Below are 22879 nucleotides of genomic sequence, written 5' to 3'. Positions count from 1 at the left end.
CTCGTCTCCTAAGAGGCTAATTAGCCCTTTAATTCCTAAAAGTTTTTAGGATTTTTAGTATTTAGGCCATATGCTTCGAAGAATTCTTCCTTGAAGTCTAAAAGATTATCATCACGGATCGCTTGGCGGACCTGGGACATGAGATCTAAGAGGAAGTGGAGGTTATGGATAGAAGTTAGGCGCAGACCAAATGTCTCATCCGCCTTAAAGAGGTGGCGGACATAGGCCCGGCTGAAATTCTGGCAGGTATAGCAAGAACAGTTTGGATCGATGGGGTTAAAGTCCCTCTGATAAGGGGCATTCTTAACCACCAAACGCCCTTGGCTAGTCATGCAGGTCCCATTCCGAGCAATCCGGGTCGCCAAGACGCAGTCAAACATATCGACGCCACGAATGACACCTTCAATTAAGGCATCTGGGCTCCCTACCCCCATCAGGTAACGGGGTTTGTGTTCGGGCATGACGGGGGTCAGATAATCGAGGACTTGGTACATCTCGTCCTTGGATTCCCCTACCGATAAGCCACCAATGGAATAACCTGGGAAGTCCAGACTGATCATATCCTTAGCGTGTTGGAGGCGCAGATCCTTATAACCTGCGCCCTGGAGGATCCCGAAGAGAGCCTGGTCGTCTGGTCTCTGATGGGCCTTGAGCCCCCGTTCAGCCCAGCGTGTCGTCCGATCAATGCTGTGTTTAACATAGTCATAATCATGGTTAAAGTCCGGACACTCATCCAAGGACATGATAATGTCTGCGCCCAAATTATTTTCGATTTCAATCGCTTTTTCAGGGCTCAAGAAGAGCTTACGTCCATCCAAGTGGCTCTTAAAGTGGACCCCTTCTTCGGTCAATTTCCGGCTGTCGCTCAAAGAAAAAACTTGGAAGCCACCGGAATCTGTTAAAATGGGCCGGTCCCAATTCATAAACTGGTGGAGTCCGCCTGCCTCTTTAACAATATCATCACCTGGCCTTAACCAGAGATGGTAGGTATTCGATAGAATAATCTGAGCATTCATAGCCTTTAATTCTTCCGGTGACAAGCTCTTCACCGTGGCCAAGGTACCTACTGGCATAAAGATAGGCGTTTCAATAATGCCGTGGGGGGTCTTAATTTCCCCCAAACGGGCCCCTGTGTGTTTTTCTTTTTTGATTAATCGATATTCCAAAGCTGGCATGGACTGGCATCCTTTCTATCAAAGCTAAAGCCTAGCATTCATTGCTTCAATCATCATTTAATCCTACCACATTCTACGCCCCAGCTGCAAGCTCGGGACATATGGATAAGAAAAAAGAGAGTGCGACAAAAGTCGATCAGGCCTGAACCACTGGAGCGAACTATGAGAAAACTTTTATCAACGATTTCTCATAGTTCGTGAAGTGGATGTCAGGCCTGACTTTTGGAGCAGGTTTTTGAAAAATGTTCGCTATTTAAAAAGAGGTTGGAACTTTTGTCCCAGCCTCTCGCGCATTGGCGCTAATTAATCAATTTTAACAGCTTCCTTGACCAGAGCCACAACTTCATCTGCTGTTGTAGCTTCATTTAAGGCTTTATCAGCCAGAGCTGCCATTTCCTTGGTATCTAATTCCGCCATCAAGGCCTTGGTTCTCAGGATGCTTGAAGCAGACATGGAGAATTCATCCAAGCCCATACCAACGAGCAATGGTGCAGCGATTTGGTCGCCGGCCATTTCCCCACACATCCCGGTCCATTTACCTTCTTTATGTGATGAATCAATCACATGCTTGATCAGACGAAGGACAGATGGATTGTAGGGTTGGTAGAGGTAAGACACATGCTCATTCATCCGGTCTGCTGCCATAGTGTATTGGATCAAGTCATTGGTCCCGATAGAGAAGAAGTCTACTTCCTTAGCGAACTGGTCAGCAAGAACAGCTGCTGCAGGGATTTCAATCATGATACCGACTTCAATATCTGAAGCTACTTCATGGCCTTCTCCTTCAAGTTCTTGGCGCACTTCTTCTAGGAAGGATTTAGCCTCACGAAACTCTTGCAGGCTAGCAATCATTGGGAACATGATCTTCAAGTGACCGTGTGCTGAAGCACGGAGCAGGGCCCGAAGTTGGGTGCGGAAGAGATCCTTTTGGTCGAGGGCAATCCGGATGGCCCGGTAGCCCAAGAAGGGGTTCATCTCTTCAGGCAGGTCCATATAAGGCAATTCCTTATCACCACCGATATCCATGGTCCGGATCACAACCGCCTTGTCGCCCATAGCTTCTAGGACTTTCTTGTAGGATTCATACTGGGCCTCTTCTGTTGGCATTTCATCAGAATCCATGTAGAGGAATTCTGTCCGGTAGAGGCCAATCCCTTCTGCCCCATTATTGAGGGCCCCGTCCACATCCTTAGGGGTCCCAATATTAGCGCAGAGTTCAAAATGTTGACCGTCTTTCGTTACGGTTTCAGCATCTTTTAGGAGTGCCCATTGCTTGCGTTTTTCTTCAAAAGCAGCCGCCTTTTCACGGTAAGTGGCGAGTTCTTCTTCAGTCGGGTTAACAATAACTTCCCCGTCTAAACCGTCAATAACAACGATATCGCCATCATTTACGGATTGGGAAATCTTAGCTGTCCCTACGACAGCAGGAATTTCTAAAGAGCGGGCCATAATCGCGGAGTGAGAAGTCCGGCCCCCAATGTCTGTCGCAAAACCGAGCACGTATTGCTTGTTCAATTGCGCCGTATCACTTGGGGTTAAGTCGCGGGCGATCACAATGGCTTCTTCATCGATCGTCGCTGCATTGGGGATGTTCACCCCTAATAACTTAGCTAGGATCCGGTTAGAAACATCACGGACATCGGCCGCCCGTTCTTGCATATAAGCGTTATCCACCATTGCTTCAAAGGTTTGGATAAAGAAATCTGCCACTTGGCGTAGGGCCGCTTCAGCATTGACTTGGTCGCTCTCGATCTTAGCTGTAATCTGTCCGTTAAATTCAGGGTCATCGATCATCTGTAAGTGAGCATCAAAGACAGCCGCTGCTTCTGGTCCAACATTTTCTAATGCTGACTCATAAACTTTTTCAATTTCTTGACGGGCTTCTAAGCGAGCCGCTTCAAAGCGTTGCTGTTCGGCTTTGATATCTTCAATGGTTTTTTCTTCGAAACTTAAGTCTGGTTCAGCTAGTGAGTAGGCCTTGGCAATTGCAATCCCATCACTTGCTGCAATACCTGTTAATTGTAAGGTCATAGGTCCTCCTTAGTTAAAAAGCTTTTTAATGCGTTTACACATCTATTTTACTATATCTTTCGATAAAAGCCCATAGGAATTACTTAGCTTTTGGGTCACGTTTGAGGAAGAAGTTTAGGAGTAAGGCCCCAACTACAGAACCAACTAACCAAGCAATCACATATTGAACGGGGTTAGTCACACCATTGGTCAATACCGCAAAGATCCCACCATGTGGTACATAGCTGACACAGTTAAAGAACATGCTCAAGGCACCGGCTACCCCAGCCCCAATGGCTAAGGAAGGAATCACGCGGACTGGGTTAGAGGCTGCAAAAGGAATAGCCCCTTCAGTAATGAAGGCTGCCCCCATCACATAGTTGACTATAGCTGAGTTGCGTTGGGCTTCTGGCCATAGGTTACGGTTTAGGGTTGCTGAGATAGCAATAGCCATTGGTGGCACCATCCCACCGACCATAACGGCAGCCATAACATCTGAACCTGCCCCATTAGCCTGAGTAACTAAAGCTGTCCCTGTCACATAAGCTGCCTTGTTTAAAGGACCGCCCATATCAATAGACATCATGGCACCGACGATGAAGCCGAGGACAACCCCTAATTCGCTAGGAATAGAAGCCAGGCCATTGGTTAAGGCATCCATGATCATGCCCATTGGCGTATTGACAACAAAGAACATGGCTAAGCCCATGAGCAGGACACCGAAGAGTGGGTAGATGAAGATTGGTTTCATCCCTTCCAAGGACTTAGGCAACCAAGCGAAGGCTTTCTTCAAGAGCCAGATAATCCCACCGGCTAAGAAACCTGCAACTAAAGCACCCAAGAAGCCAGATGGCGCTGCAGTGGCGAAGTAGCCTTCTTGGTTAAAGGCAGTCAAGATCCCTGGATTGGCAAAGACGCCCCCCATAGCCCCTACAACTAAACCTGGCGTATCAGCAATAGATTGCCCGATAAAACCAGCCAAGACTGGGAGCATCATGGCAAAGGCTAAACCACCTAGGGTATTTAAGAAGTGGGCGATTTCATTAAAGCTTGGGTCTGCTGGGTCTGCAGAATTAATCCCCCAGAAGAAGGAAATGGCAATTAACATCCCCCCTGCCACAACAAATGGCAGCATGTGGGAAACCCCATTCATCAAGTGCTTGTAGATTTGACGGCCGAGTGATTCATTGCTTGAATCTTCCTCTTCCTCATGGGTAGATTCACTAGCATGGAAGGTCTTCGCTTCCCCTTCTGCTGCCTGACGAATCAATTCATCTGCCATATTAATCCCATCCGCTACCTTACGGAAGATGACAGGTTTACCATCGAAGCGATTAATTTCTACTTTACGGTCAGCAGCTACAATAATAGCTGTGGCTGCATCGATATCCGCCTTGGTCAAGCGGTGGTTAACCCCACCCTGGCCATTGGTTTCAACTTTGATCTTGTAGCCAGCTTTTTCAGCAGCCTGTTTGAGTTTTTCTTCGGCCATATAGGTATGGGCAATCCCGGTTGGGCAGGCAGTAACGGCTAGGATGTACACATCGTCATCAGCAACAGCTGGTGCGGCTTCCACTTCCTCTTCTTCAGCCTCTTCTTCCTTATCCGGATCAAATTTGTCCATGATAGCAACCACATCGGCAGTTGTTTCAGCTTCTAATAATGCTGCCTTGGCTTCAGGTTTCATCAAGACACCAGATAATTTAGAGAGGGCTTGTAAGTGCTCATTGCCTTCGCCTTCAGGTGCTGCAATCATGAAGATTAATTTAGCCGGTTGCCCGTCCATAGATTCCCATTCGATGCCTTCCTTGCTGCGGCCAAAGATAACCGCTGCTTGCTTAATGGAAGGATGTTGGGCATGCGGAATCGCGATCTCATCGCCTACCCCAGTGGTTGACATTTCTTCGCGGGCCTCTAATTTTGCCACATACTCATCGACATTGGTCACGCCACCAGCTTGGGCAAATTTTTCTGCCAGGTGCTTGAGCGTGTCGGTCTTCGTTGTTGTCTGTAAGTCCAAGTCCATTGCGTCTTGGATAAATAAATCTGCTAATGCCATAAATAACTCCCCTCAAATGCTTCTATTTAATTTCTTTGACATTAATTTCTTGGTAAAGTGCATAAACTTTATCGGCTGTTGCAATCCCTGCGGAATAAGTGGTGGCAGAGCCAGAAGCCGCACCTTGTTGCAAGCTTTGGGCATAGTCTTCTGTTTCCAAGTACTTGGCCATAAAGCCAGCCAGCATGGAATCCCCAGCACCAGTTGGGTTGACCACTTGGCCATTTGGTACGTCTGACTGGTAAACTTCCCCATTAGCTGCTACCAGGAGGGCACCCTTAGCCCCTAAGGAAACCAGCACATTCTCTGCGCCTTCCTCTTGAAGCTTCTTAGCATAGTAGATGATGTCTTCAACACTTTCAATCTTGACATTGAAAATTTCACTCAACTCTTCATTATTCGGCTTAATAATGAAGGGCTTAGAAGCGAGGCAGGCACGCAAGAGATCGCGGTTAGTGTCTAAGACAAAACGCGCGCCCTTGTCCAAGCAAATATCGGCAATTTTCTTGAAGTCATCGGCTGTCATCCCGGGTGCCTTGTTGCCCATTAGGAAAACCACATCACCGGCCTGGAGTTCTTTTTGGAAGAAGACTGCCAGTTCCTCGCGTTTTGCTTGTGGAATCTGAGGGCCTTCGCCGTTAACCTCTGTTGCCGTTGCTTGACGGGTATTGATCTTCGCATTAATCCGGGTAAAGCCATCGACCTCAATAAAATAAGGATCGATTCCTTCAGCTTGGAGCTCATCTTTAATGAACTGACCGGTAAAGCCACCTAGAAAGCCCGTTGCCCGGTTCTCATGACCCAAGCGCCGTAAAAGAATGGACGCATTGACCCCTTTACCCCCAGCGACATAGCTTTCTTCAGCTGAGCGATTCAATCCGCCTTCAACTAATTGATCAAGCTGGTAGACCATGTCGACGGCCGGATTGAAAGTAATTGTATAAATCATCCCTTCACCTCTCTTAAATTAATTTGTTCGCTACATTGTTGCTTGAGCTCAGGGCTCAGCTCGCTCGTTATCACAATTCCTGTGTCCGCATCAGCTACCTTGGCAAAAGACATCTTGTCCAATTTGCTGCTGTCAGCGAGGAAATACACCTGGCCGCCTTGGCTGATCGCCTCTTGCTTAATATTAGCCTCCTCGATATCTGGAGTCGTCATGCCAAAATCGGGGTGGATAGCATTGATCCCCATGAAGACCTTGTTAAAGTGATAATTCGCAAGTTGCTGAAAAGCTTGGGAACCGACGACAGCCCGCGTGTTTTTTTTCAGATTACCGCCCAACATAATCGTATCGATAGCTAAAGCATTCAAAGCCATGGCTTGTTCAATTCCATTGGTAACCACCAAAATATCGAGGCCCGCTAAATGGGGAACCATCTGCAAGGTGGTTGTCCCAGCATCTAAATAAATAATATCCTTATCTTGAACCAAGTCAGCTGCTGCCTTAGCAATCGCTTCTTTCTCTTCAATATGTTGGGTCAACTTCTCGTCGAGTGACTTCTCATTATCCAATGAATAATGCCGTCTAGCGCCACCATGAACGCGGGTTAGCTTCCCTTCATCTTCTAAAGTGGATAAGTCACGTCGGATGGTCGCCTCAGAAGCCCCGAGTTGGTCAACCAGACTGGTTACCTTGACTAGGGACTCTTTCTCGAGCATCTCCACAATGAGTTGCCTTCTTTCTGTCGCAAGCGTTTTCAACACCCCCTCTCAATTAATAGAATATCATGTTCGAAGGATCGTTTCAATCATTTTCGATCATATTCGATCACTTTTTTTGATAGTAAAGCCCTTAACTGGTCAATTATGGTCACCATCAATCATTTATCGCTCGACATAAAAAGAAAATTATGTAAAAAGAGGCTGAAAATTTCAGCCTCAATCTTTCAAATGATAGTATAAATAATCCTTCAGGCAATGGCTAAAGAGCTTCTCATGCGAGAGGAAGGGACTGTGGCCTGCTCCAGGGATAATACGGAAAGCCTTCTGGGGAGCTTGGACCTGGTCAAAGAAGTCAAAGACTTGGTCTAGGGGAGCCTGCCAGTCCAGAGCTCCTGAGACTAGGAGCAGGGGGACCTCCAAGCGATCGATAGCTGTTAAGTCCATACGCTGGGCCTCTTCCATCAGGTCAGCTTGGATCTGGGTAAAGCGCGTCCCTTGGCAGGCCATAAGCCCGTACCAACGCAGGTCGGCCCAGCTTAGATCAGGTGAGCTGAGAGCTTGCCAAAAAACCTTTGCTTGGGCCTTCCAGGGAATCGTCCGCAGATAATCTTGGGCCAAGCGCTCCACCTTAAGATAGTTCTTCGCTTCGATATAGCGAGACTGAAGGGCATGGCGGGTGGCTCGCTTGGCCTTGGTCAAGGAAGCCAGGGCCTGGCGGTCACCAAGACGGTTGATGACCCCCTCAGCCATATCCAAGATGAGGAAGTTACCGGCAATCATGTCCGTAATCTGACTGATCCCCACATAGGCTAAGAGCTTGCCTGGATGGGCCTTGGCATAGCCTAGACCCAAGATGGACCCAAAAGAATGGCCGACCAAGATCAGCTTATCCTTACCGTAACGCTGGCAAAGTTTATCGACTAAGTCATCCAGGCTCCCTTCCAATTCCTGGTAGCTGGGGCCCTCTTGACAACGGTCCGGATTAAGGTAGTAAGATCGGCCAGATCCAGCCTGGGTCCAGTAGCAAATGATAAAATCGTCTTCCAATGCTTCCTGGTAGCTATAAGTAAGCGCCGGATTAGGAAGACCTGGCCCTCCGTGGATCCATAAGATAAGGGGCTTAGTCCGGTCTTGCCCCCGCACCTGGACTGCCTGCCGGTAAGCCCGAGGTCCAAGGTCAAATACCAAGTCCTCAGCCAGTTCAGATCGGTAGAGACGCTGGTTGACCTTTCGATAAATATAGAGAAAAGCAAAGGCGAGGACGAGACAAATCAGGCAAATGATCATAAATGAGCTCCTTTTTAGGGCGGTCAGGCTAGGCTTGGTAGCGGCATTCCCCTTTAAGATAAGTAGCTTTAAGATCCAAGTTTTCGTCCAGAATAATGAAGTCCGCATCCAGGCCAGGCTTAATTTGACCGCACACATTTTCCAAACCTAGCGACTTGGCTGGGTAATAGGAAGCCATCCGGACAGCTTCGGGGAGCGATGCCAAGCCCCATTCCACCACATGCTTAACGGCTGTCTTTAGTTCTAGAATGGAACCAGCCAAGTTACCTCCCTCTTTCAAGCGGGCCGCTCCATCTTTAACGATGACTTCAAACTCACCTAGCTTGGAAGGCCCATCTGCTAAGCCCCCTGCTCGCATGCAGTCGGTCACGAGGAGGCTTTCTTTCGGTCCACGCTGGTCGACTAGAATTTGAGCAGCGCGCGGATGGACATGGTAACCATCACAGATGAGTTCGGCATAAACCTCCTTGAAGCTTAGCGCCGCCCCCACCATACCCGGTTCGCGGTGGTGGAGACCAGACATGCCATTGTAGGTATGGACAAAGAAGTCAGCCCCCGCTTCATGGCAGGCCTTGGCTTGGTCATAGGTCGCATTAGAGTGGCCTAAGCCAACATGGACGCCCAGTTCTTTGGCAGCTTTGACAAAGTCAACTGCCCCTTCACGTTCCGGTGCAATCCCGATCCGGTTAACTAAGCCCTGGGAAAGTTGCCGCCAATTTTTCAGCTGGTCAATTTCTGGATCTAACATGTAATTAGGGTTCTGTGCGCCCTTGTATTTCTCAGTGAAGAAAGGGCCTTCTAGGAAAATTCCTTGAACCCTAGCTCCACTTAAGTGAGGTGCTGTATCACCAATCATCTGGCAAACTTGGTTGAGTTCTTCCGTCGGTGCAGTCAGGGTCGTTGGCAACCAAGAAGTGACCCCACAAGACAATAAGCCTTCCGCAATCGCTGCTAGGCCTTGGGGATCTGCATCCATTACATCATGGCCCAAGAAGCCATGGATATGGAGGTCAAAGAGGCCCGGTGCCAGGGTGACTTCCCCTAGGTCCACATAGTCTCGCCCCTCCTCAAGTTCAGTGTAAATGCCAACGAATTTGCCGCCTGCTACTTCAATATAGGCATCACTTAGGTCTTCCTGGCTGAGGATCACCCGCTTGGCCCTGTAAATTTCTGACATCTCTGTTCATTCCTTTCTCATATCTACCCCGATCACTTATCACATGGCAGAGCTTATTACTGACCTTTATTTTACTCTGTCCCCCTAGAAATTCAAGGCTCTTTCAACCCGCTAATTTTTCTTTAATTACAGAATGAAAGTTTTTTCACCGGCATTCATGGTAAAATAGTCCTAAAGCTTAAAATAGAAAGAAGGACTTAGACATGCCCTACCAAGTATATGCCGACAAAGAGACTGCCTCACAAGCCGTATTTGAGCTTTTTAAGGAAGAGTTCAGCACTAATCCGCAGACCGTCTTTGGCTTAGCAACCGGCTCAACGCCAGAAAAACTCTACCAGTTACTCAGAGAATCTGATCTTGATTTCAGCCAGGCCACTTCAATTAACCTGGATGAATACTACGGTCTGCCGGCTGACCATCCCCAGTCCTACCATTATTTCATGCAAAAAGAACTTTTTGCTGCCAAGCCATTCCGATCTTCCTACCTTCCTGACGGTAGTACGGATGACCCTCAAGCAGAAGTTAAGGCCTATGAAGCTATTATTGACCAAAACCCCATCCAGGTCCAAATCCTAGGCATTGGCCACAATGGCCACATTGGCTTTAATGAACCAGGTTCACCTTTCGATAGTTTAACCCGCCTAGTTGACCTCACCCAATCGACCATCGAAGCTAACCAACGCTTCTTCGATAGCATTGACGAGGTCCCCACCCAGGCTTTGAGCATGGGGATTGCGAGCATTATGAAGGCGGACAAGGTTATCCTCATGGCCTTCGGTGAAGAAAAAGCCAAAATCGTCCAAGCGGCATTAGAAGGGCCGGTGACCGAAGAGGTGCCAGCCAGCATCCTCCAAAACCACCCCAATGCCCTCTTCATCCTCGACCAAGCTGCCGCTAAATACCTAAAGTAAAACTTAATAGGCGATTAAAAAGGCAGCCCGCAAATTTTCTGTGGGCTGCCTTTTTTTTCATTTAATCTAGCCATCGTGCCCCCTCTTCGTCGAGGTCCAGTACACGAATTTGAGCATCTTGGATGTCATGGCTGAGTATGTCAGCTAAGTCTTCGGCATTTTCCTTATGGGCCAGGGTCATGATCGTTGGACCGGCACCACTTAAGTAAGTACCATAAAGACCAGGCTGTCCGTCTAAGGCTTGGCGCACTTGCTTAAGTTCAGGAACCAAGGGGCTACGGTAAGTCTCATGCAAGAGGTCCATCTCCATAAGATGGCCAGCTTCTTCCAATTCACCGATAGCTAGCTTACTGGCTAGGACATTGCCGATACCATTAGCTCTCACGGCTTGGGCGAAGTCCAATTGTTTGGGGAGGACAGCCCTTGCCTGACTAGTTAGGAGCTGCTTATTAGGAATGGTCACCACGAAGGCAATGTGGGGGAAGGTATGCTTGGTCCATAAGACCCGATCGGCTTCCAAGGCCACCCCTATCACTAAGCCCCCTGCAAGAGCGGGGGCCACATTATCCGGGTGTCCCTCAATAGCATTAGCCATATTAATCTTCTCTTCTTCTGACCAGCCTTTTTGTCCCAAACGGTCGGCCAGTTCAATGCCTGCAATAATGGCGCTAGAACTTGATCCTAGGCCACGCGCTGAAGGAATATCGGAATGCATAGCGAGTTTATGGGCAGGCACTTCTGGCGCCAATTTTTGGATGGTTTGGATGATCAGGTTGTCCTCACTGTGAGGAATGTCATCGCCCAAGTCATGGTCAATCCACCAAGCATCAGCCGGCTCTAACACATCCATGGTTAAGTAGAGGCTAACCGCTACACCAATTGAATCGAAGCCAGGGCCCAGGTTAGCTGACGTCGCAGGTACAAGTAAACGTGTCATCGTCCGCCTCCCCTAGTCTAAGACATTATAAGAAGCAGCGCATGCCATCTGGTTAGCTTCCTCAACGAGTTCGAGCAAATATGCCTTCTCTTCCATAGTCATCAAATCCGTCACCACAACTACTTCAGCTTCTTCACTGTCGCTAGGTAATTGGAGGACATGGGCAAGGCTGATATTCGCCTTGGCAAATAGTTCCGTCAAACGGGCAAAAGAGCCAGTTTGGTTGACCAATTTAAAGCGGAAGAAGGCCCGTCCCGTCACATCCTTGGCTTTTGACCAAGTGCTTGCTCGGTTAAAGCGGGCGAAAGGTGCGCCAACTGTGCTTTCATTCATGTTGCGACCAATCGCAATAATATCAGCAACGACGGCAGAGCCTGTTGGTAAGGCGCCAGCCCCCGCACCATAGAACATCAATTCCCCACTAGCTTGGCCAACCGTATAAACAGCATTCATTTCTGCATTAACCGTAGCAAGGGGGTGGCTATTAGGAACAAGGGTAGGAGCCACTTCAGCATAAATCTGGCCATCCTGGCAAGAGGTCGAACCTAATAATTTGATGGTATAACCGAGCTGCTTAGCCACTTGAATATCAGCTTGTTTAATTTGACTAATCCCTTGAATCGGAAGGTCATCTAGGCTAATTTCAGCTCCAAAAGCCATCTTAGTCAGAATAACTACCTTACGGGCTGCATCCAGACCTTCAACATCAGCGGTTGGATCAGCTTCTGCGAAGCCAAGTTCTTGGGCATCCTTTAAGACCCTTGCATAGTCTGCCCCCTCTTGGGTCATCCGGCTGAGGATATAATTCGTGGTTCCATTGAGGATGCCCCGCACTTGGACCAATTCATCAGCCACAAGCGAATTAGATAGGGCACGGAGAATAGGAATTCCCCCAGCAACAGCCGCTTCGTAATAAAGGTCGAGGCCTTTTTCTTGGGCTAAGTGACTGAGACTTGCACCATGGACAGCGATCAAGTCTTTATTCGCTGTCACCACATGCTTGCCGGCATTAAGGGCCGCTTCAATACAGTGTTTAGGGAAATCTATCCCCCCCATCAATTCAGCTACAATCGCAATTTCAGGGTCATTTAGGATGTCATCCAGCGATTCTGTTAAAGGAATTTGTTCAGCTAAAGGCCCAGTGACTTCATCCACAGACTTCACCAAGGCCGCCTTCACAACAACTTCCTTACCGAGGATAGCTTGCATCTTCTCCTGGTGTTGGAGGATAATTTCTGCCGTTCCTCCCCCTACTGTCCCTAAACCTAGTAATCCAATATATAGTTTATCCATCTTTCGGACCTCCTCTTTCTCTTACTTAGAAGCTGACTGCGCTTTATCATAGGCTTTCAGTTCAGCCTGGGCATAGTGCACATCCCCTAAATAGTCTTCTTTATTACCATTAATCTTCATAAAACATTCATCGCCTTTGCCGGCTAAAAGAACTACATTTGGCGCTTGGTCAGCCGCTGCATCCACAAAAGCTTGGTGGATGGCTTGAGGTCGGTCCAGTATAATCTCTGCCTGGCCACCAGCCTCTAAGACATGTTGGTGGAGAGTTTGGCAGATCGCTTCAACAGACTCGGTATCCGGATCATCCATGGTCAAGTAAATGGCGTCCGCCTCCTGGGCAGCAACCTGGGGCAAGTCTTCGCGCCGACCAATCCCGCGATTACCCGGTGCCCCAAAGACAATCCGGTAGCGGTGGTCAGGAAACATCTGCTTAGCGGCGTGAAAGAGCTGCTCAAAACTCAAGAGATTGTGGGCAAAGTCCACGATAGCCTTCAGCTGGCCATCAGCTGACTGAAAGACCTCCATGCGTCCTGGTGCTTTAATTTGAGCCAAGGCTTGGTTAATCAAGGCATAAGGAACACCGTAATGGCGGGCGATTGCGATAGCGACCAGGGCATTTTCTACATTGAAGATTCCCTGCATGCTCATGGTCATTTCTTCCTGGCCTTCCGGATCGTGGAGGGTAAAACGCTGGCCATCCGTTTGCGCCTGGATATCTGTCGCATAATAATCAGCGCTCGCATCATTGAGACTTACTGTAATAATTTCTTCGACTTCAGGACTCCTTTGGGCACGGTCTAGAATACGGTCATAGTGGTCGCTATCTTTAGCGAGAACGGCACACTTGGCCCGGTCAAAAATTTTAAGCTTACTTTCAAAATAATCCTCAAAATTAGGGTGTTCATTAGGGCTGATATGGTCCCTTGAAATATTTAAAAAGGCTGCCACATCAAATACAACTTGATCCACCCGACGATACTTCAAGGCCTGGCTGGATACTTCCATAATCATGAAATCGCGCTGGCTCTGACGGGCATGGTCGAAGTGCTTAAACAAGGGCAAGGATTCCGGCGTCGTTAGCTGGGAAGCCCCCCGATCAATCCCATCATCGAAACGATTAGAGGAGAGGAAGGCTGTTGCTGGCTTGCCCTGGTCCTCCTGGTAGGCATCGAGGATGGCATGGAGATAGGCTGTGGTCGTCGTCTTGCCCTTGGTTCCCGTAATCCCAATCAAGTCAAAGGCCTGGTAGGGAGCCCCATAGAAAGCGTCAGCCACTAAGGGCATCGCCCGCCGGACATCGCGCACCTGGCAGTAAGGAAGGTCAACTTGGGGATAATGATCTTCCGCTATATAAGCGACCGCTCCCTTGGCCTTAGCCTGGTCAAGAAATTTCGGATCAAAATGTGCCCCCTTACAAAAGAACAAGCAGCCCGGCTCAACCTCTCTGGAATCATAGCTAATTTGCTTAACTTCCAGAGCTCCCGGCCAATTCAAGTCCACAATTTCATCTGCTTCAGCTAGTCTATCTGCCAGCTTATCCAAGTTCAATGCATTCACTACCGCTCTTCACCCTTCCTTATCCGCTTCAAAAAAAGAGCCGTGCCAAACACGACCCAGCGTTTCAGCAGTTAACTGCCGATAATCGGATTTCGTTCTATTGCAACAATTCAAAGATTTCAATGGCAACTAAGTCAATATCGTCAAATTGGAAGCTTTCATTAATTGTATGGTCATGCAATTCAAAGCTCTCAGTTTCACGATCATAACGAACTTGGCAGCGTTCCTGACCTTCAAATTCGAAACGTCTTACCTCAATCTCAGAATCATCTGCCGTCATCGCTTCTAAACGGTTAAGAATCGCTTTTAACTGTGATGTTTTCATAAGAAAACTCCTTTCACTATATCCCAAATTACCCTATTAAATATAAAGTAACTTAGCTAAAATTGTACACTAAATCCTTGCTTCTGTGAACAATTATTCTAAATTTCTTAGCCAGAGCTATCCATTCCTCTAGCGTCCTACTTTATTCTAGCATAGTCTCCTAGAGACTTCTCGAACAATGCATGAAAAAATCCCTAAATTATTAGAAATTAAGAAAAAAGGTCTTGCGATAAAAGTTGAATTGAATGGATAGAGTTTGTGAGGTCGAAGAGGATGGGATAAAAGCCCCAGCCTCTTAAAAAAGGAGCTTTTTCAAAAACAGTTCCAAAAGTCAGACCTGACATCGGTCGTGAAGTAATCCAGGCCTAAATGACTTTTGTCACACTCTCAATTTTTATAAAGGAGCAAAAAAATAACCGGTGCGAGCACCGGTTAATGAAAGTTTTTTATTATTCAGACAAACCTTCGTTTGACATCGTTTCTTTAATGGCTGCGATAGCTTCTTCTTCGTCGCTACCTTCAGCAGTAATTTCAACATCTGCGCCTTTACCAACACCTAAAGACATAACGCCCATGATGGATTTAAGGTTAACAGATTTACCTTTATATTCCAAGTTGATTTCAGATTCAAACTTGCTAGCAGTTTGAACTAATAAAGTAGCTGGACGTGCGTGGATACCAGTTTCAGCAGTAATATTGAAAGTTTCTTTTTGCATAATAAATATCTCCTTAATCTATATTATTGACTTCACTTCGTAGCAGAATACTCAAACTCAAGAGAGATGAACATACTCCTAAATAATAATTTACCACGTTTGCGCACTTGAAACAAGGCCCTGTGGTAAAGATTACTTAATCATATGATACCGCTATCAGTTTTTTTATGCAAGTCTTTGCTTAAATTTTTAGCAGATTCACATCTTTATTTTTTTCAGATAATTTGTACACTTACCGGGATAAATTTAAGGCTTAAGACTTGAAAGTCAGTAAAGGTCAATGTATAATATGGGTATAGTCAGTATTGGTCAAGATATTTTGACTAGGTACTTGACCAAGTATTTGTAAAGATAAAGGAGTGACCCTATGATTTGTCAACGCTGTGGCAAGCGCCAAGCCGCGATCCATATGTATGCCAATGTTAACGGCAAGCGCCAAGCCATCAACCTCTGCCAACATTGTTATCGCGAAGTCATCAATGATGGCGGCTCCCAAGAAAACTATAAACAAGATAAGCCAAACCAAGACCTCCCCTGGAATGACCTTGATAGTATTTTTAGAAGTCTCCGCCAGAACCCGGCAGGCTTCCAAGCCTCTTCTAAACAGGGAGAGAATCCTTTTGCTAACTTCACCGCTGGTCAAGGGCAAAGTACCAATAATGAACAGAGCCTGCTGTCAACTTATGGCACGAATATGACGGACCTAGCTCAGAATGACCACTTCGATCCCATTATTGGACGCGACAATGAAATTCGCCGAGTGATCGAAATCCTCAACCGTCGGAACAAAAACAATCCTGTCCTAATCGGAGAAGCCGGTGTTGGGAAAACGGCGGTGGTTGAAGGCCTCGCCCAAAAAATTGTGGCCAAGGAAGTCCCTGAAAAACTTCAAAATAAGGAAGTGATTTCCTTAGATGTGGCCTCCTTGGTCCAAGGAACTGGCGTGCGCGGGCAATTCGAGGAAAAAATGCAACAATTAATCCAAGAAGTCAGTGCCAATGATGACATTATCCTTTTCATTGATGAAATTCATGAAATTGTCGGTGCCGGTAGTGCTGAAGGCTCCATGGACGCAGGCAATATCCTCAAGCCAGCCCTAGCTCGGGGTGAGCTCCAATTAGTTGGGGCTACCACCCTCAATGAATTCCGCCAAATCGAAAAAGATGGGGCCCTCGCCCGTCGCCTCCAACCCGTTTATGTGGAAGAACCAAGGGTGGAAGAAACCCTTGAAATTATCCAGGGCATTACGGATAAGTATGAGAAGTACCACAATGTTATCTACAGCCCAGAGGCCATTGAAGCCACTGTCCGCCTATCTGACCGCTACATCACTGACCGTCAGCTCCCGGACAAGGCCATCGACCTCTTAGATGAATCTGGGTCGCGTAAGAATCTTACCATTCCTTTTGTGGACTTGGAATCGCTCGACAAGCAAATTACGCAATTGAATGACCTGAAGCAAATGGCAACCGAAGCCGAAGACTATGAAAAAGCGGCATATTACCGGGACCAATTAGCCAAATACCAAGAAATGCGCGACAACCATGTAGATGTCCCTGAAAAACGTCCCCGGGTGGAAGTCGAAGACATTCAATCCATTGTGGAAGAAAAGACCGGCATCCCTGTCTCTGACCTCCAAGAGCAAGAACAAAACCAGCTCATCAACTTAGAGGAAAACTTACAGTCCCGTGTCATCGGCCAGGATGAAGCGATTGAAGCTGTCAGTCGGGCTATCCGACGCAACCGGGTTGGCTTGACTGCTGGTGAACGTCCGATCGGTAGCTTCCTCTTCGTGGGACCGACTGGTGTTGGGAAGACAGAACTTGCCCGTCAACTCGCCCGCGAACTCTTCGGTAGCAAGGATGCCATGGTACGCTTTGATATGAGTGAATACATGGAGAAACATAGTGTCAGCAAGCTGATTGGTTCACCACCTGGCTATGTAGGCTACGAAGAAGCTGGTCGCTTAACCGAACAAGTCCGGCGCCGCCCTTACTCCCTGATCCTTCTCGACGAGATTGAAAAGGCCCATCCCGATGTCCTCAACCTCTTCTTGCAGATCATGGATGACGGCCGACTGACTGATTCCCAAGGTCGGGTGGTTTCCTTTAAAGATACCATCATCATTATGACTTCTAATGCGGGATCAGCCGGTGTCGAATCCAGCGTCGGTTTCGCCGCCAGCCAGCAAGGTAAGACCAAGACGGTTCTCGACAAGCTGGACGACTACTTCAAGCCGGAATTCCTTAACCGCTTCGACGCCATTGTCGAATTTGAACCATTGACTAAAGAAGAGCTCATTGTCATTATTGACCTCATGATCAAAGAAATGAACAACTTGCTCAAAGGTCAAGGCATTCAGGTCCAAGTGAGTCCAGAAGCCAAGGATGAACTCGTGGAACTGGGTTATAATCCTAAACTCGGTGCTCGGCCCCTCCGCCGTGTTCTCCAAGAACATATTGAAGACCAAATCGCGGATGCCTACCTCAAGCACCCAGACCTGAAGGAAATCAGCTTTGACCTCGATGGTGACAAGAAGATTACCGTCAGTGACCTGGAGGAAAATAATACGTCTGACTCGGAATCAGGTACTGATAGTGCGAGTGATGACGGAGAAACTGAATAAGTTCAAAAGATAAAAGTGCAGTCCTGAAAATTTGGGACTGCACTTTTTGATTGTTAAAATTTTTTCTTAAAGCAAGCTCTTCAATTCGACATCCGGATACTTGTCTTGGAACCAGCGCTCAGCGAAATTGTTTTCAAAGAGGAAGACAGGCTGGCCATAGCGGTCCTTGCAGAGCAGGTTTCGGCTCGATGACATATTCGGGTCGAGGTCGTCTTCGTCAATCCAGCGCGCGGTCTTAGACCCCATAGAGGACATGATAACTTCTGAATTGTACTCGTTCTTCAGGCGGTCTTCAAAGACTTCAAACTGCAAGTGACCCACAGCGCCAAGGATATACTCTTCGGTAAACCAAGTCTTATAGAGCTGGATGGCGCCTTCTTGGACCAGCTGCTCAACCCCCTTGTGGAAGGATTTTTGCTTCATCACATTCTTGGGTGTCACCTTCATAAAGAGCTCTGGCGTAAACTGGGGCAGGGGCTTGAACTGAACCTTCTGGCCGCCTGCATAAATAGAGTCTCCGATCTGGAAATTCCCCGTGTCATAGAGACCGATAATGTCTCCTGCAACCGCTTCGCTCGCGTTCTCCCGGCTGTCGGCCATAAAGCGAGTCGTATTATTGAGTTTCAGCTTCTTATCATTGCGGGCCAGTTTGACGGTCATCCCCTCTTCGAAACTCCCCGAACAAATCCGTACAAAGGCAATTCGGTCACGGTGGCGGGGATCCATATTAGCTTGGATTTTGAAGATAAAACCAGACATCTCTGGATCTAAGGGACTGACCATTTCGCCATTCTGAGTCTCCACTGGACCCGGTGCTGGCGCGAAGTCAACAAAGCTATCCAGGAAGGTTTGGACGCCAAAACCGGTCAGGGCAGAGCCAAAGAAGACAGGAGTCAGCTTCCCGTTAAGGATGGCTTCCTTATCAAAGTCATTGCCAGCTTCCTGGAGCAATTGGACATTCTCCAAGGCTTCTTCGTAGAAAATAGAAGACTGGATCGGATGACTTTGGGCGAGATCGCCGGATTCATCCAAGGCGAGGAAAGGATCCTCCGCTTCTGGATGGTTGAGCTCGATCCGTTGATTATAGATATCATAAATGCCTTCCAGGCTCTTGCCCATGCCGATTGGCCAATTCATTGGATAGGCATCAATCCCTAAGATATCCTCCAGTTCGGCCACCAAGTCCATGGGCTCACGGCCATCACGGTCCAACTTATTCATAAAAGTAAAGATAGGAATGCCCCGCATGGCACAAACTTGGAAAAGTTTTTTAGTCTGGGGTTCGATCCCCTTAGCTGAGTCGATCACCATGACAGCCGCATCCACAGCCATCAACGTCCGGTAAGTATCTTCAGAGAAATCCTCGTGCCCAGGGGTATCTACAATATTGACCTGGTGACCATCATAATCGACCTCCATAACGGAAGAAGTAACGGAAATTCCCCGTTTCTTCTCAATATCCATCCAGTCAGACTTGGCATATTGACCAGTCTTTTTCCCTTTGACGGTCCCAGCTTGACGGATGGCCCCAGAGAATAGTAAGAGCTGCTCAGTAATCGTTGTTTTCCCCGCATCCGGGTGGGAAATAATGGCAAAAGTGCGCCGTTTTTGAACTTCTTCTTTAAGATTCATCTTCTTCATCCTTTATATTTAACGCTAACTGTTTTTTACATCCCCTCATTCTATCATAACTTCCAAGCAAGTAAAATATTAGTCGCTAGATATTTTATTAGCTTTACCCAAAGCTTTAGTGCTAGAATTAAGCAAAAAAGGAAAGATGCGCATGAAATTTAAATGGACCCAAGACCTCAACTCCCAAACTTACCAGGATGCCCTGGCGATCCGCAAAGCTATTTTTATCGGTGAACAAGGGATCGACCCCGCACTGGAAATCGATGATAAGGAAGAAGTTGCCCGACACCTGGTGGCCTATCGAGCTGGTGAGCCCTTAGCCTGTGCCCGGCTCCTTCCCCTCTCCGAAGAGACGGCCAAGGTCCAACGCGTCGCTGTCTTGAAGGCCCAGAGAGACCATGGGATTGGGCGAGAACTGATGGCTGAATGCCAAGCTTATAGCCAAGAACAAGGCTTTAAAGAACTCATCCTCCATGCCCAAGCCGGTCGCGAGAACTTCTACCAGCTATGTGGTTACCAAGGGGAAGGGGACTACTTTGAGGAAGCCGGCATCCCCCACCTGCAAATGCGCCTCTCCTTAGCTGAAAAATAGAAAGAACAGGAAAACAGTTAAACTGACTGCTTTCCTGTTTTTTCTTTGAGGATATATTTTCATCTATAATGCATCACATATAATATATAAGCTCTAATATCACATAAAATATTTGTGAAAAAAAAGAATTTATCCTTCATAGATTTGCATTTTAAAAGCTATTCCGCTCCCTAAGTAGCTATTCACAATCAAAAGAAGCGCTTGCAATTGTATATGATGCATTATATAATATTTGTGACGTATCACTTAGCAGTCAAAGGAGGCTATTATGTCACAAAATGTTTATGCTTTCACAGAAGGTCATGCTGGAATGCGCGATTTACTGGGCGGCAAGGGAGCTAACTTGGCCGAACTCTGTCGTTTGGGACTCCCTGTTCCCCAAGGTTTTACCATCACGACCCAAGCTTGTCTCGCCTATCTCAAAGATCCTAAGCAGGGTCTGAGTACTGACCTTAAAACGGATATTCAAAAAGCCATCCAAGATTTGGAAGCACAAACCCACAAACAATTTAACCAAAAAGACCAACTCTTACTGGTTTCTGTCCGCAGTGGGGCCAAAATCTCCATGCCAGGGATGATGGATACCATCCTGAATGTGGGCTTAAACGACGAGAATGTGGAGGCTTTAGCCCAAATGACGGATAACCCACACTTCGCCTATGACTGCTACCGGCGGCTCTTACAGATGTACGCCGATGTGGTCTACGGCTTGGACAGTCAATTATTTGAAGACCGACTCAGCCAGGCCCGCCGCAAAGAAAAGGTCACTGCCGATTACGAGCTCAGTAGCCAGGCTCTAAAAGATTTAGTGGAAGACTTCAAAGCCATCTACCAAGAAGAATTGAACTTTCCCTTCCCCCAAGATGTCCACCAACAAATCTATGATGCTGTCGAAGCTGTCTTTAAATCTTGGAACAATAAGCGAGCCCGCGTCTACCGCCAGCTTCACGATATTCCAGATGACCTGGGCACAGCCGTCAACATCCAAGAGATGGTCTTTGGTAACCTAGGACCTCATTCAGGCACTGGCGTTCTCTTCACCCGCCATCCTGCAACAGGGGAAAAGGCCCTTTTTGGCGAATTCCTAGTCAATGCCCAGGGGGAAGACGTGGTAGCCGGCATCCGGACACCCCAAGCCCTCGATGAAATCAACCAGCATGCCCCTCAGATCTACCAAGAAATTGAAAGCTTAGCGAATAAACTCGAAGCCCATTACCATAATATGCAAGATATCGAATTTACGATCGAGGAAGGCAAGCTCTACTTCCTCCAAACCCGGGATGGAAAGCGGACCGCCAAGGCTGCGGTTAAAATTGCGGTAGATATGGTCAAGGAAGGACTCATCACCAAGGCCCAAGCCCTCCAACAAGTTGACGCCAAGAGCCTTGACCAATTGCTCCACCCTAGCTTTACAGAAGAAAACTTAAGCCAGGCAGAACTCCTATCAGAAGCTGGACTAGCAGCCAGCCCAGGAGCAGCCAGTGGGGCGATTGTATTCACGGCAGACAAGGCCAAGGCCTGGGCCGAAGCTGGCAAAGCTTGTATCCTCGTCCGTCAAGAAACCTCGCCCGAAGATATTGAAGGCATGACGGCTGCCCAAGCTATCCTCACTTGCCATGGTGGCATGACCTCCCACGCAGCGGTTGTCGCTCGCGGCATGGGCAAGTGCTGCGTGACCGGATGCCACGACTTAAGCGTTGATGAAGGTCAAGGCCTTCTCCACTGCGGCGACCGTTTGCTCCACGAAGGTGATAGCATATCCGTCGACGGCAATACAGGCAAGGTCTACCTGGGCCAAGTTCCAAGCAGCCCCAGCAAGGCCGGAGCTGACTTTGAAGCCTTAATGACCTGGGCCCGTGAAGAGAGCCGCCTAGCCGTTCGCATGAATGCTGAAAATCCCCAAGACATCCAGACAGGCTTGGCCTTCAAGGCACAAGGGATCGGTCTCGTGCGCACTGAGCACATGTTCTTCCAGGCTGAACGCCTCTTAGAAATTCGCCGCTTTATCCTTTCTTCTAACAACGACGACCGCCATGCGGCACTAGAGAGAATTGCCGGCTACCAAGAAGCAGACTTCAAAGCTATCTTTGACCTCAGCCAGGGGCAAAAAACGGTCATCCGCTTACTGGACCCACCCCTCCATGAATTCCTGCCCCAGGATGAACAAGAAATCCAAAGCCTGGCGCAGTCGCTTGAACTCTCTGAAGAAGCACTCAAGGACCGGATCCAACAATTGAAGGAAGTTAACCCGATGCTGGGTCACCGGGGCTGCCGGCTCGCCATGACCTATCCCGAACTTTATGAAATGCAAGTTCACGCCATCCTAGCTGGTGCTCTGGCCAGCCAAGAAGCCGGTGGCCAGGACTTAAAAGTGGAAATCATGATTCCCCTGGTTAGCCTAGGCAAAGAATTACAGCTTTTAAAACAAAGACTAGAGGAAACAGCAGACCGCTATCTAGCTGAACACCAGATGACTTTATCTTATAAAATTGGTACAATGATAGAGATTCCAAGGGCTTGTCTAACGGCTGACCAAATTGCCCTGGATGCCGACTTTATGAGCTTTGGGACTAATGACCTGACCCAAATGACTTTTGGTTATTCCAGGGACGATGCTGGCAAGTTTATCCACCAATACCTGGCAGATGGCACCCTAGCCAAGGATCCCTTCCAAAGTCTCGACCTGGAAGGCGTGGGAGCCTTGATCAAACTTGCTTGTCAAAAAGCCCGGTCCGCTAAAGCTGATATTCCGATTGGGGTATGTGGCGAAGTCGCAGGAGATCCCGCTTCCATCGCCTTCTTTGATGCGATTGGACTCGACTATATCTCCTGCTCGCCCTTCCGTCTCCCCATTGCCCAATTAGCAGCCGCCCAGGCCAGTCTTCGCAACCGGCCCTAACCATTTGTCGTCGCTAAG

General features: G+C 47.9%; 17 protein-coding genes. 4 read left to right on the top strand and 13 right to left on the bottom strand.

Annotated features, from left to right (window positions below; all coding sequences use genetic code 11):
• Nucleotides 1-35: 35 nt before the first annotated feature.
• From tgt to nagA, 7 genes are all read right to left on the bottom strand, one after another.
• Nucleotides 36-1175 (bottom strand): tRNA guanosine(34) transglycosylase Tgt, encoded by a 1140-nt coding sequence (tgt, locus tag QP339_RS05635; protein ID WP_284910746.1) that lies wholly within the window; start codon nucleotides 1173-1175, stop codon nucleotides 36-38.
• 303 nt (nucleotides 1176-1478) lie between these two features.
• Entirely contained in the window at nucleotides 1479-3206 is a 1728-nt protein-coding gene (ptsP, locus tag QP339_RS05630; protein ID WP_070616782.1) for a phosphoenolpyruvate--protein phosphotransferase, read from the bottom strand.
• Between the two features lie 79 nt (nucleotides 3207-3285).
• A complete protein-coding gene (locus QP339_RS05625; RefSeq protein ID WP_284910745.1) occupies nucleotides 3286-5244 on the bottom strand; it encodes a PTS fructose transporter subunit IIABC in 1959 nt (652 codons plus the stop codon).
• Nucleotides 5245-5266: 22 nt separating this feature from the next.
• Nucleotides 5267-6193: a 1-phosphofructokinase gene (gene pfkB / locus QP339_RS05620; RefSeq protein WP_284910744.1), complete on the bottom strand. Its 927-nt coding sequence runs from the start codon at nucleotides 6191-6193 to the stop codon at nucleotides 5267-5269.
• Nucleotides 6190-6951 (bottom strand): DeoR/GlpR family DNA-binding transcription regulator, encoded by a 762-nt coding sequence (locus tag QP339_RS05615; RefSeq protein WP_256374727.1) that lies wholly within the window; start codon nucleotides 6949-6951, stop codon nucleotides 6190-6192. The genes pfkB and QP339_RS05615 overlap by 4 nt, the downstream gene beginning before the upstream one ends.
• A 174-nt stretch (nucleotides 6952-7125) precedes the next feature.
• A complete protein-coding gene (locus QP339_RS05610; protein WP_284910743.1) occupies nucleotides 7126-8196 on the bottom strand; it encodes an alpha/beta fold hydrolase in 1071 nt (356 codons plus the stop codon).
• Nucleotides 8197-8224: 28 nt separating this feature from the next.
• Nucleotides 8225-9373, bottom strand: a complete 1149-nt coding sequence (nagA, locus tag QP339_RS05605; protein ID WP_284910742.1) for an N-acetylglucosamine-6-phosphate deacetylase — start codon at nucleotides 9371-9373, stop codon at nucleotides 8225-8227.
• Between the two features lie 203 nt (nucleotides 9374-9576).
• Between nagA and QP339_RS05600 the strand changes: the two genes are divergently transcribed.
• Nucleotides 9577-10284: a glucosamine-6-phosphate deaminase gene (locus tag QP339_RS05600; RefSeq protein ID WP_284910741.1), complete on the top strand. Its 708-nt coding sequence runs from the start codon at nucleotides 9577-9579 to the stop codon at nucleotides 10282-10284.
• Between the two features lie 61 nt (nucleotides 10285-10345).
• Here QP339_RS05600 and thrB read toward each other — a convergent pair whose 3' ends face one another.
• The 5 genes from thrB to QP339_RS05575 all read right to left on the bottom strand — a co-directional run bounded on the left by thrB (nucleotide 10346) and on the right by QP339_RS05575 (nucleotide 15112).
• The gene (gene thrB, locus QP339_RS05595) at nucleotides 10346-11221 is read right to left on the bottom strand and encodes a homoserine kinase (RefSeq protein ID WP_284910740.1); all 876 of its coding nucleotides are present in this window, start codon (nucleotides 11219-11221) and stop codon (nucleotides 10346-10348) included.
• A gap of 12 nt (nucleotides 11222-11233) precedes the next feature.
• Nucleotides 11234-12514, bottom strand: a complete 1281-nt coding sequence (locus tag QP339_RS05590; protein ID WP_284910739.1) for a homoserine dehydrogenase — start codon at nucleotides 12512-12514, stop codon at nucleotides 11234-11236.
• A 21-nt stretch (nucleotides 12515-12535) separates the two neighbouring features.
• Nucleotides 12536-14071 carry a Mur ligase family protein gene (locus tag QP339_RS05585; RefSeq protein ID WP_284910738.1) on the bottom strand — a complete coding sequence of 512 codons (1536 nt, stop codon included), beginning with the start codon at nucleotides 14069-14071 and terminating at the stop codon, nucleotides 12536-12538.
• 97 nt (nucleotides 14072-14168) lie between these two features.
• Complete coding sequence (locus QP339_RS05580) at nucleotides 14169-14396, bottom strand: YkuJ family protein (RefSeq protein WP_067975593.1); 228 nt, start codon at nucleotides 14394-14396, stop codon at nucleotides 14169-14171.
• A 449-nt stretch (nucleotides 14397-14845) separates the two neighbouring features.
• Nucleotides 14846-15112, bottom strand: a complete 267-nt coding sequence (locus QP339_RS05575) for a phosphocarrier protein HPr (protein ID WP_067975590.1) — start codon at nucleotides 15110-15112, stop codon at nucleotides 14846-14848.
• Nucleotides 15113-15479: 367 nt separating this feature from the next.
• On the opposite strand from QP339_RS05575, the gene QP339_RS05570 reads away from it, so the two are divergent.
• Nucleotides 15480-17738: an ATP-dependent Clp protease ATP-binding subunit gene (locus QP339_RS05570; RefSeq protein ID WP_284910737.1), complete on the top strand. Its 2259-nt coding sequence runs from the start codon at nucleotides 15480-15482 to the stop codon at nucleotides 17736-17738.
• A 66-nt stretch (nucleotides 17739-17804) separates the two neighbouring features.
• On the opposite strand, the gene QP339_RS05565 is transcribed toward QP339_RS05570, so the two are convergent.
• The gene (locus QP339_RS05565) at nucleotides 17805-19379 is read right to left on the bottom strand and encodes a peptide chain release factor 3 (RefSeq protein ID WP_284910736.1); all 1575 of its coding nucleotides are present in this window, start codon (nucleotides 19377-19379) and stop codon (nucleotides 17805-17807) included.
• Nucleotides 19380-19521: 142 nt separating this feature from the next.
• Between QP339_RS05565 and QP339_RS05560 the strand changes: the two genes are divergently transcribed.
• Both QP339_RS05560 and ppdK read left to right on the top strand, forming a co-directional pair.
• Nucleotides 19522-19962, top strand: coding sequence for a GNAT family N-acetyltransferase (locus tag QP339_RS05560; RefSeq protein WP_284910735.1), 441 nt, complete (start codon nucleotides 19522-19524; stop codon nucleotides 19960-19962).
• Nucleotides 19963-20230: 268 nt separating this feature from the next.
• A complete protein-coding gene (gene ppdK / locus QP339_RS05555) occupies nucleotides 20231-22861 on the top strand; it encodes a pyruvate, phosphate dikinase (protein WP_284910734.1) in 2631 nt (876 codons plus the stop codon).
• Nucleotides 22862-22879 lie beyond the last annotated feature (18 nt).

It is taken from the genome of Aerococcus sp. UMB7834, from assembly GCF_030215145.1.
Taxonomy (GTDB): domain Bacteria; phylum Bacillota; class Bacilli; order Lactobacillales; family Aerococcaceae; genus Aerococcus.
Note: the sequence above shows the minus strand (reverse complement) of the source record. Positions and strands in the feature narration are given on the sequence as shown.

What these genes read in the sequence shown, in the direction of transcription:
- tgt (WP_284910746.1), bottom strand. Translation starts at nt 1,175, where the DNA reads ATGCCAGCTTTGGAATATCGATTAATCAAAAAAGAAAAACACACAGGG.
- ptsP (WP_070616782.1), bottom strand. Translation starts at nt 3,206, where the DNA reads ATGACCTTACAATTAACAGGTATTGCAGCAAGTGATGGGATTGCAATT.
- QP339_RS05625 (WP_284910745.1), bottom strand. Translation starts at nt 5,244, where the DNA reads ATGGCATTAGCAGATTTATTTATCCAAGACGCAATGGACTTGGACTTA.
- pfkB (WP_284910744.1), bottom strand. Translation starts at nt 6,193, where the DNA reads ATGATTTATACAATTACTTTCAATCCGGCCGTCGACATGGTCTACCAG.
- QP339_RS05610 (WP_284910743.1), bottom strand. Translation starts at nt 8,196, where the DNA reads ATGATCATTTGCCTGATTTGTCTCGTCCTCGCCTTTGCTTTTCTCTAT.
- nagA (WP_284910742.1), bottom strand. Translation starts at nt 9,373, where the DNA reads ATGTCAGAAATTTACAGGGCCAAGCGGGTGATCCTCAGCCAGGAAGAC.
- QP339_RS05600 (WP_284910741.1), top strand. Translation starts at nt 9,577, where the DNA reads ATGCCCTACCAAGTATATGCCGACAAAGAGACTGCCTCACAAGCCGTA.
- thrB (WP_284910740.1), bottom strand. Translation starts at nt 11,221, where the DNA reads ATGACACGTTTACTTGTACCTGCGACGTCAGCTAACCTGGGCCCTGGC.
- QP339_RS05590 (WP_284910739.1), bottom strand. Translation starts at nt 12,514, where the DNA reads ATGGATAAACTATATATTGGATTACTAGGTTTAGGGACAGTAGGGGGA.
- QP339_RS05580 (WP_067975593.1), bottom strand. Translation starts at nt 14,396, where the DNA reads ATGAAAACATCACAGTTAAAAGCGATTCTTAACCGTTTAGAAGCGATG.
- QP339_RS05575 (WP_067975590.1), bottom strand. Translation starts at nt 15,112, where the DNA reads ATGCAAAAAGAAACTTTCAATATTACTGCTGAAACTGGTATCCACGCA.
- QP339_RS05570 (WP_284910737.1), top strand. Translation starts at nt 15,480, where the DNA reads ATGATTTGTCAACGCTGTGGCAAGCGCCAAGCCGCGATCCATATGTAT.
- QP339_RS05565 (WP_284910736.1), bottom strand. Translation starts at nt 19,379, where the DNA reads ATGAAGAAGATGAATCTTAAAGAAGAAGTTCAAAAACGGCGCACTTTT.
- QP339_RS05560 (WP_284910735.1), top strand. Translation starts at nt 19,522, where the DNA reads ATGAAATTTAAATGGACCCAAGACCTCAACTCCCAAACTTACCAGGAT.
- ppdK (WP_284910734.1), top strand. Translation starts at nt 20,231, where the DNA reads ATGTCACAAAATGTTTATGCTTTCACAGAAGGTCATGCTGGAATGCGC.